Source organism: Wolbachia endosymbiont of Armadillidium arcangelii (assembly GCF_040207875.1).
In the GTDB taxonomy this organism is placed as follows: Bacteria; Pseudomonadota; Alphaproteobacteria; order Rickettsiales; family Anaplasmataceae; genus Wolbachia.
The window spans coordinates 442741-454860 of record NZ_CP157942.1; the positions used below are offsets into that span (position 1 = coordinate 442741).

At 34.3% G+C, this 12120-nt stretch carries 11 protein-coding genes and 3 pseudogenes; 8 read left to right on the top strand and 6 right to left on the bottom strand.

All coding sequences use genetic code 11. The features are described 5' to 3' along the window. Positions 1-193: 193 nt before the first annotated feature. A complete protein-coding gene (gene purF / locus ABLO99_RS02255) occupies positions 194-1579 on the bottom strand; it encodes an amidophosphoribosyltransferase (protein WP_349968085.1) in 1386 nt (461 codons plus the stop codon). A gap of 479 nt (positions 1580-2058) precedes the next feature. On the opposite strand from purF, the gene ABLO99_RS02260 reads away from it, so the two are divergent. Further along, complete coding sequence (locus ABLO99_RS02260) at positions 2059-3285, top strand: hypothetical protein (RefSeq protein ID WP_047759142.1); 1227 nt, start codon at positions 2059-2061, stop codon at positions 3283-3285. 122 nt (positions 3286-3407) lie between these two features. On the opposite strand, the gene ABLO99_RS02265 is transcribed toward ABLO99_RS02260, so the two are convergent. Beyond that, positions 3408-3947: a demethoxyubiquinone hydroxylase family protein gene (locus ABLO99_RS02265; protein WP_047759141.1), complete on the bottom strand. Its 540-nt coding sequence runs from the start codon at positions 3945-3947 to the stop codon at positions 3408-3410. A 604-nt stretch (positions 3948-4551) separates the two neighbouring features. Here ABLO99_RS02265 and ABLO99_RS02270 point away from each other — a divergent pair. Both ABLO99_RS02270 and ABLO99_RS02275 read left to right on the top strand, forming a co-directional pair. Beyond that, a complete protein-coding gene (locus tag ABLO99_RS02270) occupies positions 4552-4728 on the top strand; it encodes a hypothetical protein (protein WP_349968087.1) in 177 nt (58 codons plus the stop codon). 8 nt (positions 4729-4736) lie between these two features. Then, positions 4737-4871: a hypothetical protein gene (locus ABLO99_RS02275; RefSeq protein WP_349968089.1), complete on the top strand. Its 135-nt coding sequence runs from the start codon at positions 4737-4739 to the stop codon at positions 4869-4871. 801 nt (positions 4872-5672) lie between these two features. Here ABLO99_RS02275 and ABLO99_RS02280 read toward each other — a convergent pair. Together ABLO99_RS02280 and dapF are read right to left on the bottom strand one after the other, a co-directional pair. Beyond that, positions 5673-6620 (bottom strand): IS110 family transposase, encoded by a 948-nt coding sequence (locus ABLO99_RS02280; RefSeq protein ID WP_349967103.1) that lies wholly within the window; start codon positions 6618-6620, stop codon positions 5673-5675. A 225-nt stretch (positions 6621-6845) separates the two neighbouring features. Then, positions 6846-7643, bottom strand: a complete 798-nt coding sequence (dapF, locus tag ABLO99_RS02285; RefSeq protein ID WP_349968090.1) for a diaminopimelate epimerase — start codon at positions 7641-7643, stop codon at positions 6846-6848. A gap of 142 nt (positions 7644-7785) precedes the next feature. Here dapF and ABLO99_RS02290 point away from each other — a divergent pair, with 142 nt between their 5' ends. Together ABLO99_RS02290 and ABLO99_RS02295 are read left to right on the top strand one after the other, a co-directional pair. Further along, a complete protein-coding gene (locus ABLO99_RS02290; RefSeq protein WP_349968092.1) occupies positions 7786-7941 on the top strand; it encodes a hypothetical protein in 156 nt (51 codons plus the stop codon). Positions 7942-8136: 195 nt separating this feature from the next. Beyond that, complete coding sequence (locus ABLO99_RS02295; protein ID WP_349968094.1) at positions 8137-8496, top strand: IS3 family transposase; 360 nt, start codon at positions 8137-8139, stop codon at positions 8494-8496. A gap of 320 nt (positions 8497-8816) precedes the next feature. On the opposite strand, the pseudogene ABLO99_RS02300 reads toward ABLO99_RS02295, so the two are convergent. Continuing rightward, positions 8817-9572, bottom strand: a pseudogene (locus ABLO99_RS02300) (integrase core domain-containing protein); the annotation flags it as partial. A gap of 21 nt (positions 9573-9593) precedes the next feature. Then, complete coding sequence (locus ABLO99_RS02305) at positions 9594-9731, bottom strand: hypothetical protein (RefSeq protein WP_153295409.1); 138 nt, start codon at positions 9729-9731, stop codon at positions 9594-9596. Between the two features lie 465 nt (positions 9732-10196). On the opposite strand from ABLO99_RS02305, the pseudogene ABLO99_RS02310 reads away from it, so the two are divergent. The 3 genes and pseudogenes from ABLO99_RS02310 to ABLO99_RS02320 form a co-directional block, all read left to right on the top strand. After that, positions 10197-10514, top strand: a pseudogene (locus ABLO99_RS02310) (integrase core domain-containing protein); the annotation flags it as partial. Then, a pseudogene (locus ABLO99_RS02315) lies at positions 10510-10620 on the top strand (IS5/IS1182 family transposase); the annotation flags it as partial. The pseudogenes ABLO99_RS02310 and ABLO99_RS02315, both read left to right, overlap by 5 nt. A 322-nt stretch (positions 10621-10942) precedes the next feature. Then, positions 10943-12085, top strand: coding sequence for a SurA N-terminal domain-containing protein (locus ABLO99_RS02320; protein WP_349968097.1), 1143 nt, complete (start codon positions 10943-10945; stop codon positions 12083-12085). Positions 12086-12120: the final 35 nt, after the last annotated feature.

Consider the following 12120-nt stretch of genomic DNA (forward strand, 5'->3'; position numbering starts at 1 on the left):
GCTTTTGTCGTTTAATCTGCACAGATTGAAGGTAATAAAATACCTTCAGTGTTATGGTAAGGGGAATGGTGGAGTTTGTAAAGGAGTTTTTACATAAATGGCGCCCAGGTAAAAATTATACGGTTATGCAAAAAGTCTATTTTCAAAACTGTTAGTATAATATAGAAAAAACCTCACCTTCATTAATAATAGATTACTTACCAATTGGGTAGTCACCAGTGAAACAAGCATCACAATATTGTGGTGTAGCATTGTTACGCCTTTCTGCTTTAACAGCCCTATATAGTCCATCAATACTCAAGAAGGCTAAGCTATCTACTCCTATACTTTTCTTTATTTCTTCTATAGATTGAGTTGCGGCAATTAAATCTTTGCAATCTGGTGTATCTATTCCATAAAAACAAGAATGCTTAATTGGTGGACTTGAAATCTTTAAGTGAATTTCTTTTACTCCCGCATCTTTTAACATAACTATTATACTTCTGAGCGTACTACCACGCACTATACTATCGTCTATTAAAATTATGTTTTTACCTTTTAAAGTATGCTTATTAGCATTGAATTTTAATTTTATTCTAACCTTACGTATTTCAGCGGTTGGCTGTATAAACGTTCTTCCTATGTAGTGATTACGAATTATTCCCAGTTCCATGGGTAACCTTGAATGCTTTGCATATCCAATAGCTGCAGGTATTCCAGAATCAGGTATAGGTACAATCATATCCACATTGTTTTTTGGTGGACTCTCTTCTGCAAGTGTTTTTCCTATCCCTTTTCTTGCATCGTATATAGACCTGCTTTCCATTATGCTATCAGGTCTTGAAAAATAAACATATTCAAAAATACAAAAACTTGATTTTTGCTGTGAAAAAGGAAACGCTGAAGCTAAATTACCATTTCGATCAATGGTGACTAACTCACCTGGCTCTACTTCTCTAACAAACTTCGCATTTACTATATCAAAAGCACAAGTTTCAGATGCAAGAACATAAGAACCATCTAACTTTCCTAAAACAAGAGGTCTGATTCCTGCTGAATCTCGTACTCCAATAATTACTTCTTGATTGATTGCTACAAAAGAATAAGCACCTTGTATTTGCTTTAATGCATATATAAAACCCTTCAAGAAGCTATCTTTCTCACTTTTTGCTATCAGATGCACTAGTACTTCTGTGTCAATATCTGACTGAAAAATGCACTTTTGTTTAATTAATTGTTCGCGTATAGGAGAAATATTAATTAAATTACCATTATGTGCTATAGCAAAACTGCCAAATCTGTCACTTTTACCAAGCATGGGCTGTATTCCAGACTTACTACCACTTGTTGAATATCGAACGTGACCTATTGCGCAATCTCCAGGTAAGGATTTCTTTATTTCATCTATATCATCAAGTACGCTGCTCACCTGACCTTGAAAATGATAAGAGAGTAGCTTACCGTTGTTACTAGTTGCTATGCCAAAAGACTCTTGACCCCTATGCTGTAAAGCGTGTAGAGCGAGTATAGAATTAAAAGCAGCACTTTGGCTGCAACTTATGCCAAATACCCCACACTCCTCATGTACTTCATTGAGCATAAAAAATATTAAATAAAGCCTGATTGTACTTTAGCAGAGGCAAAATACAAGAATTTTATTTGTTAATCCCTTTCAAAGCTGAAGCTTTCTATGATAACTTTGATATATATCAGAAAGTAGGTTATACGCAATTAATCAAACAAAGTATGGGTAACTGGTATTACTTAACATAACAAATCTATTTGTGATAGTTGCTAGTACTTGGTGTATAGGACTTCACTGGCTGATATTTTTAGCTCCGATATAAAAACAGAGTGAATGTGAGGTTGATCTTGTAGAATGCTACAGAAATTTACAGCAAAAAAATTGAGAGCAGAACCCCTTCACCAATTGATTTTTTTAGATCAATTCTAGTAAACTATTCTCCTTTTGAGATTTTTGACAATTTTTAAGTACCGAAGAAAAAAAGATATTTTTTATTGACTTACCTATGTATTGAGATAATTACTAAAAAGCTTTAGTGAGTAGTGGTATACAATATGGTTAATCAGGTAAACAAACGAGATGAAAGTAATCATCTTTTAAAGCTTGAACAGCTCTCTTATAACTTCTTCAAGAATCGACTGAATAGCTCACCAAATCCAGAATTACCGATCATAAGTCGTAAGAATAGGCACATGTATTTAACCAAGAAAAGGTACGAAAAAAATAAAGATGTTATAGAATATCTCAAAAGTCTTGACTCTATTGAAATAGCAGAGAGATGGTCAATAAATCATCTTTTTGAGCGAGACTCATCTTTTACGAAATTGCAAATACCATTAACTATAGATGAACAAAATCTAATTAAAAAATTTTGTGATGAGATGATAAGAGGTGTAACAGAACACAATGAGCAAGAAAGCGTTTTAAGGTACATTAAACGCATAACAGAGGATTATTTAAACCAAGGAATAAGATTAAACTCGTATTACGGTAAGGATGATAAAACTGTAACAAATTTAATATTTGAAAAAATGGAAGAATTGATTAATCGCTTTCACACAAATCCACATAATTCAACTACGAAAAATATCATACAAAATATCACTCATAATTTAGTGTTAAAAGGCGGAGTAGAAAAAGGGTTGTCTTTTTATAGCGATATTGAGGGCGGATATTATGACTCTGATTATTTAAATAATTTGAACGAGCAATGTAAGAGTAGGAGAAAAATTCTAGAGAGTATAGCATATGAAGGTATTGTAAAAAAAGATAATAAGCAAATTGATGAATATGACCTAGAAGTAGATAATAAATATTTTTACATTCGATATCCACAAGGTAGTATTATTGAAACTGCAAGAATTTTTAATAATGAAAAAGCTAAAGATTTAGAAATTGGCATATTTCAAATTGAGGAAAGTATAGTAAGAGTTGAAATCACAAAAGACGGAAAAAGAAATTACACAGATATCTTGAAAGGTGGTATTGAAATATTTTTTACTACTAAACTAGGAGAGATTAGTATTTATCTACGGAAGGATGGCAACAAAATGGTAGTAGAAATTGATGAGGAAAGCAAAATAAGGTTTAGCAAGTTAGAAAATAAATCAAGCATTGTAGGGAATTGTCTTATAGAAGGGAAAAGTGTTTCAGAAGTTATAGGCAAGAGTTTTGAGAATACTCCTATAGGGTTACCCCAGACTATTAAGGATGTTCCATCTACTAGTCTTATGCAAACATGTTCGCAGCAACAAGAACACTCAGGTAAGGGATTAAATTAATATATTTTTCAGGACAAGAAATTAATTATAAATATTCATACGCGTGAAATTAGAGCAGAGGATATGAGACAGTAATTAACAGAAGAACTAAAGGCAAATGTGATTGTCAAAATAGTGATTGATTAAATCAACTTAGAGAAGTAAATAGCAGCTTTGCAGCTTGTTTTTATGAATGAAGATAAAACGTTGTAGCCAAGTGCGCTTTCAGCATTGTGCTGAATTGCAATATCTCTATGTTCTAACTCTTCATCGCGAAATTTACTTATAGTTTCTCTTAGTTCCCCATCTTCTAAATGTAAGACTTGCTCCTTATAGTGCTCTCCGATCACTTCTTCAACTGCAGCAGTGCAAGCCATAGCAGCTTTTTTACCCATCATGGCAGTTACAACACCAAGTGACACCCCTAAAACACGCCAAACTGGCAACAAAACAGTAGGACGAACTCTTTGCTCCTTGATTTTCTCATTAAAATAGTGGAAATGTTTTTTTTCCTGCTCCTCCATTTCAATTATTTTGTCAATTATGGAAGATTTTTTAAGAATAAATTTTTGACCAGAATAAATGCAAATGGCTCCATATTCGCCAGCATGATTTACTCTAATTGCTTGTTCTAAAAAATTTCCTTTCAATTTTTTTATATTGTTTTTCAATGTTTCCTCCATTTATTTCTGTATTAGTACTGCTATAAACCAACATATTGTAGAGTAAATAAAATTCCATGCATACATTGCAAAAACATTATGATTACAGAAACTCAAGTAGCTATAGCAACGACAAAAGTTACTTGACAAAACCTCCCACTTTCCCTTATCATACCAATGAGAGTATTTATCCTTGTTTTTGGGCTCAACGACAAAATTCAGTAAAAAAACTCAGATATTTATTGGCAAATTACATAAAATTATAGCGGCTGCATGTCTTTTTTATTTTTTCTACATTCAGCCAAAACGCGCTTAAAATAAGCGTTAGCACATTATTACAATGCCAATTTAAATTATTATAGGGTCAAAACTCGCTACTCGGGGATTCTTTTGTCTTTTTTTATTTAGTAAATTTCTTAATATTTGGATTAGTTGGGAGTCCTATAGAGATGTCATTTCAGCGCGTGACCAGTTCTTATTGCCTGGTCAGTCTTCTGGATGCCAGTGGGCTTTGTTGCATAGCTCAATAAAAAGAAATGGCAGTTACTGACAAAATTCACTATAAAACAAGCATTTAACCTACGAAAGAAAAATATGCCAACTAAAATGAAGATCAGTAACTGCCATGAATATAACAGATTTCTGCAAGAAAGAGGAAATATTTTTCATTTTATTAATGGAAAATTGGTACGAAAATAGCCCCAAAATGCGAGGTGGCAATTATATTTATAGTGATAAAGTTGTGATTTTAGTGCATATAGTCGCTAGTCTCTTTAGAATTGGCAAACGGTGGGGTTTATAAAAGGATATTTGCAGCAAGTAGGAAATAGCTATTCGCAGGCTTCAAGAAGGTTTAAAAAACTCAATATTAAGATCGATGATTGCAGAGTTGATAAAAACAATATGGAAGATATTGCAATTGCCATAGACAGCACAAATTTATAATAACACCCCTGGCTACAGTAAGGAAAATAGGAAAGTATCGCAGTTATAAACAGGTAAGATGTAATGTTGAATATAAATAGTAAAAAAGCTATTGCTGCAAAATATAGCAATGGTCAACCATTACGGTACTTGCTGACTTGATTTCAGCACGCTATAAAAGCATTATAGAGCATACGATAGGCACAAGCTTTATAAATTGTATATGATATAAAGACAAAAGTTCTACCGAAAAATTGTGCAGCAGAACATACAAAATTGGATTATATGGCTGAGAGAAATGCCGCCATTAGATTATGTGGTAAAGAAGGTGTGAAAGAGTGGAAGCAATTTATGGGAAAAGGTCATATATTGAAGGATTTTTCTCAAGCAAATATTTGGGTTTAGTTTTAGAATGAGATAAATCGAGAAAAAGAATTGCTAATAAAATGCTACTTGCTCAATAAATTTACTGATATTGGCACGGCTAAGTTTGAGGTAGTTTCATGAATTTATTATGCTTTACCCACTATCCGATAAGCGATGCAACAAAGCCATCCCAGTGTCAAGCACTGGGGTGACAAGAAAGGGAGCATTGATTTCAATATTTGCCACGCATCTGAACAGATATCAACTATGTTTAAAAATTTTTTATTTGTGTAATTTTGCAACTTCATATGGGCAATAAAACCCCATTTTGTCGTATAAGAATAGAATTTTATATCAAACAGCTACTACCTTGCTTAAGCCAATGAATATGTGCGTTTAGTGTGTGTGTGGACGCACATATTCATTAACTAATTTTAATTATTGCCATGTAAATTTCTAAACATGCAAATTAATTGCTTCTTTAAGTCTGGCATTGGCGATGACTATAATTTTACGCATAAGTGCAGTGAGTGCTACCATCTTTCTTTTACCACTATCAATAAGCTTACAATAAAAAGCAGCAAGTTCTGACTTGGAGTTTCTAGCAGCCATAGCAGCTGTGAAAAGCTTTGAACGAACGTTACTTCTTCCACCTATAATCCTTCGGTAACCAATAGCTTTACCACTTTCCTTAGGATGAGGTGCAACACCTGCAAGGCTTGCAACTTGCCTTTTGTTTAAGGAACCAAGTTCCGGTATAAGGCACAATAAACATTGAGAGGTTTTTCTACCTATTCCAGGAACTGTTTCAAGAATCTTCTGGTATCGGTTCAGTTCAGGGTTTTCATTGACTATTTTTTGTATAGCTTGATCAAGCTTTTCTACCTGATTATTGAGGAATTCAATAGTTTGTTGACAACTTTCCTTAATGTAATCATTTCCAGGAGTTTTAAGCCTATTTTTTTCTTGAACAAGCATTTTCGTAATATCATCACGACGCTGACAAAGTGTAAATAAGGTGGTTTGTTCTTTTGAGATAGGTGTAAATAGCTGCAGACGTCCACAACGCTCAACACCATATTGGGCAAGCGCTTTTGCATCCAGATTGTCAGTCTTTGCCAAAGTTCCATGAGATAGAATGAAGTTTTTAACTTGACGAGTATTAGCACGATGCACAGCAATGTTTCTGTCAATAAGAAAATACAATAAGCCAAGCTCATAGCCTCCTGTAGCTTCTAAAATTATCATGGAATTGGGTAAGATATTTGAAAATTTTTGGTAAAATTGTTTCCAGCCAGAACAACTATTGTCAAACTTGATAACACTTTTTTGTTCATTCACTGCAATGACAAATTCAAGTTTTCCGATATCAATGCCAATAAAATTTTGATAAGATATAACCATAAAGAACCTCGAGAGTTTAAGTTAAAATTTAAGATTGTAAACGGGTGCATATGTATGTCCCAAACAACTATTCAAACGTCTCGAAGGATAGGCTTGAGTACCTTGATATCTACGTATGTGTAATACTACCGTCTTACGGTCGCTCAAGCCTTTGATAACTATATTTTTTTATAGAGCTACCTTCCTTCTTGCTTCTTTTATATCATATTTCCAACTTACAACCGCCTAGGTCATAAACCCTACATCGCCATTCATCAATACATTTCCTGACCACTCAATCAGTAACTGACCTCCTGGTAAATTTACTGAAGTTTGTTTGGTAGCCAAACACTTACGAAGTACAGATGCAACAAATGCTGCACAAGCTGCGCTACCACATGAAGCAGTAATACCTGTTCCTCTTTCCCAAATTCTTAAGTTTATTTCTCCAGATTTTTCTATTTGTGCAATACTAACATTTGTTTTCTGAGGAAATAATTCGTGATTTTCTAGCTTTGGTCCTAAATTTCGCAATGGTATTTCGCTTATGTTATCAACAAAAAAAACTATATGAGGGTTACCAATATTTACTGCAACTGGCTCTTTCAGCATTTCAAGCTCTATAGGTAGATAAAGGGGATCGCATTCACAAGAAAGAGGAATTTCATGCCATTTAAGCAGTGGTTTACCCATATTGACCTTTATTGATTTATCACTCATTTTAAAACATTCTAAGATACGATTGTTTACCAGCTCAATAGTGATATATTCAGTACCTTTTTCTGACATTATCAAATATCCAACACAACGTGCTGCGTTTCCGCACATTTCAGCTCGACTGCCATCAGCATTATAGATATGCATAAAGCAGTCTGCAGCATTAGACATTGTTATAATTATTACTTGATCACAACTGCTTTGATCAGCAATTTGTCTATAATTCCAGTCTAAATTATTTGCTGAACGTGAGTCTATGATAACAAAACTATTACCAGTACCGTGCATCTTTACAAACGGGATCTTGTCTGTTAGGTTACTTACCATTATAGTAAAATTATATAAGTGAAAATTTTTCTTCTAATTACAGCTATTTTGTATTCTATAGTTTTCTGTAGTGTGAGTGCTAAGTCAATACCGAAAAATAGCAAAATGCTCTTTTGGCAAGCTGAGGTTGGAAAGGGAGCAAATGTTTTTAACAGGAAAATTGTATGTACTTCCTTTGCTAACGGTAAACGACATGACTTTAGGATTTTTAAAGAGTCGATGTTATCAAGTTTTAGCTGATGCTGGTTTGACCTTACGCAGAAAAAGTAGAGAGGAAGTTAAGCCATTTTTGAGGTAAAATAAAACATGATTATGAGAGCTTATTATACAGAAAAAAGTACACAGTGGAATTTAAATTAGAGGCAATAAAGTTGGTAAAGGAAACGGGGCAAGCAAAATAGCTAAAGATTTAGGAATAGATAACAGTACACTAAGTGACTGAAAATATAACGAAAAAGGATCAATAGAAGAAGCATTTCCTGGTAAGGGAAAGTTGGCACCATGTGATAAAGAAAAGTTTGAATTAAAGAAAGAACTAACAAGAGTTACTAGAGAAAGAGACATTTCAAAAAAAGCCCTGGGATATTTTGCAAGTTACAAAGATTTATTTATCAAAAAGCATAGAAACTACTATAAAGTACAGGAGTTATGCAGGATTTTGAAAGTATCTGCTAGCGGCTACTATGGACTAGTAAGAAGAAAAGCAGCAACAAGGGAGCAGCTTCTAGCAGATATTCAAAAAATACACCAAGCATCTAATTGTAGATATGGGGCACCTAAACTAAAGGCTTTAGGTAAAAATTGCAACATCAAAACAGTGCAGGATATCATGCAAAAAAACAAGCTAGACTGAGGCGAAGATTCAAAAGCAAAAAACAGCAGACTGACAATAGGGTTATAACTTCCAATATATTGGACCACTACTAGTCAGCCAAATAAAGTATGGGTTTACATACAGAAAAACTAAGGATGGCTGGCTATATTTGGCAGCAATAATTGATCTAGTTGACTGGTCAATGAGTAGCTAAGCTGTAATAGCCCAGACTTAATCTGACAGGCATGAATTAACTGACAGAAGAATCGACGAAGTCAAAACCGATATCAGAATCTGTTCTAATGTTATCAATATTTTTTTGGTAGGCAATATGCATGCTGTCAAAAAAGGTTTGCATAGCCATAGCAATATTTACCCGAATGTGGTCTAGATCTATTGTAAGAATGCACCCAATGGTCTACGTCTAACTGAAGTTCTGCCAAAGAGGTGTAAATTTTCTTTCTAAAGATAATATTGTAACATTCATCTTCTGTGGAACCTTTCACATATGCCATTAGTCTGTGGAGTTGGTTCTAGAGTGATCAATATTTTCTATTCCCAAATATAGCTGGTACGCATGATTCCCTGGTTTGCCACAATACTCCGTACCTCTATCGGTTAAAATGCGTAGCAATCTGTTCATCAAAAAATGGTATAACTCTATCATTGAGAAGATCTGCAGCTGTGATGGCAGTTTTCTCCGTATAAAGCTTAGCGAAGGCCACTCTAGAGTAGGTGTCAATGAAAGTTTGTTGATAAATTCGTCCAATACCTTTCTACATAATATGTATCTTGACTACCTAAGTATCCAGGGTGTTGTGTCTCAATTTCGCCATGTGCCTCTTTTTGTTCCTTAGCTTTTTCTAAAGCAGTAACTTGCTCCTCTGTCAAAATTATACCATCTTGTACTACCTTTGCTTCCAGCACTTTCAATCTCTTTTTAAAATTTTCAAGGTCGTTTCTTTGCCATATTCCCGCTAGCAGATATTAGAATTCCTCTCTTTTTCAGTTCATTTGCTGCTCTTTCTTGTCCATATGCTGGAAATTCTATTGCTATCTGCTTTTTCTATATTCTCTGATACTCTATTTGCATATAATGGCTTGCTTTTACTTATCGTCTGGTAGAGATCATAACTTTAAATCCTCCTATTAGGTTTAGTTGCTATGATCCCCCCAACAGAACCGTACTTGCGAATTTCCCGCATACGGCTCTTCAGTGTAGCATTCACAGCATCTTTTATTACTGCTATCTGATTTAGTTTTCCTTGCATCATATCCCAACCTCTGTTGTGTTGGTGTAACAATCCCTAACTATACCGCTGATCGCTTCCCCTTGTTTCCCACACTCTGAGTACTATCAATCAGTCCGACTTCCTTTGTATCTTCCGTTAATCTCGCCTTTGTTGACTTGTTCCAACGTACCTTAATAGGAATACAAAGGATCTCCCAAGTTTACGTAAACTCCATCTCAATACATGACACGGCCTCAGATCCCGATAGAGTGAGTGATAACTTGCCTTGTCGTTATCCTTCATACTGTCTTCCACTATATGGAAAGTGTCGACCTCCATGATGTTGGCAATTTCGGAACTCAATACCTTCACTTTCGTTGCACCCTGCATTGTCCATTCCATTAGCTTTACTACGCTCGTTACCTTACGCAGCATAATGGTCTAGGCTGCTGGCTAGACTTTGCCTAGGTTGACCAACTGTCTTCTAAACGCTTTTCTTGGTGCACTCATAAGTATGCCTTTCAACATATATTTGATAGAGTTTGTGAAGAACATGATATTGAATACCGTTTGACAAAAGTTAGCCATCCTTGGACAAATGGGCAAGTTGAACGTATGAATAAAACCTTAAAAAATGCTACAGTTAAGAAGTATTACTATCGATCTCATCAGCAACTCAAAGAGCATCTTTATGCTTTTGTTATAATTACGCTAAAAGACTCAAAACTCTCAATGGTCTTACACCTTTTGAATTTATATGTTTACAGTGCTCCTGATTTGTTTACACTAAATCCACACCATCACACTCTGGGACCATACATCTAGCCAAAGAGTTGTAGTTATTGGTTTACTAAAGCGATTTAAAATAATTTCAGACAGGTATAGAAATAAACGAAGGCGTTTCGGTTTGCGGTTTTGCCTCTTTCTATAATTTTGAGCTGCTTCCTTAGGTTATGCAAGAAGTCTATTGATTGCAAACTTAACACTTGAACATAAAATATAGAAACGAATTATGCATTTGTAGCCAAAAAAGCCTATTTCCTGTATTTATCAGAAAAAAGGAATATAGCTACTTTTACCTATTTTACATAATAGTCGTGAGAAGAAGTTTTTTTTAGTACCCTTTGCTCCGTATACTACTACTATTTAGGTATTTATTGCAGTGATTTTCTTTCCTTCTTTAACTATTAAAAAGTTAGCTAGCATTCACTCAGCATTTATTATAGAATTGGTTATTAGCTGAATAGCCTTATATGCATAAAATATTAATTTTACTATTAATAATGTTGCCATTTAGGTTGCTTGCAACCGAGATTGAAATTGTTGCAGATGTAAATGGTGAGCCAATTTCAAATTTGGACATCGAAAAACGCATCAACTTGATAAATTCATTGTTTGGCACTCAAAGTGTTAATCAAAAAGAAGCAAAGCCTCAAATTCTTAGGGAGCTAATAGACGAAATTATCATTATCAACGAAGCGCGGAGGCTGAATATAAAATTGAGCAACGAGGAGTTAGATAATGCTATCATGTTATTTTTAACCCAAAATTTTAAACTTAAGGCTAATGAAGCTGATCAATACGTAAAGAAGCATAATATAGATCTCAACATCCTAAAAAAACAAATGAAGCGTCAGCTGTTGTGGGACAAGATTATTGAAGTAGGAATTATGCCATTTATTAAGATAAGCGATAAAGAAGTAGATGATGTAAAAAGGCAAACAGAAAAGCCGGATTATCTTATCACGTTCCAAGAGTTTATAATTCCTGATCAAAAAGGCAAGGACGTTTATGGTATAGCTAAAGATCTAGTAAAAAAATTACGTAATAGTAATAACCCAGAATCTTCAATAAAGATACGTAAAGCAACAGTTAATTTAAGTCAGTTCAAAGATAAACTTAAGAGCGTTTTAGAAAGACTAGAAACCGGCGATATAGCAGGTCCGGTTAGTTTCAGCGGAGGTTACTCCGTTATAAAAGTCATAGATAAAGTACAGCTTAGTTATGCGCTGCTGGAAAGCACTTTAAAATTAAAACAGATTGTGGTTGAAGGTTCAGAAAGTTTATTGGATAATCTCAAGGAGCAAAAAGTTAATTGTTTAAATTTTGATAAATTGGCAGATAATTTTAAGCTGCCAAATGCAAAAGAGTTTGAAATAAAAATGCGAGATTTAAGTCCTGATTTACAGATTTTATTTAGTAAAACAAGTGTGAATGAGATAGTAGAATTGAGAAAAAATGGCACTGCAAAGTTGATAATATTGTGTGATATCAAGAGTAATGTAGCGGATATAGAAGCAATTAAATGGCAGATGCGCCAACAAAAAATTATGATACAAAGCAACTTGTTATTAGATGATATGCGTAAAAATTCAGCTGTCAGTTACCGGCATTAGTTGAAGCCAGAGAGTGTCCTTGTCTCTGGCTTTGT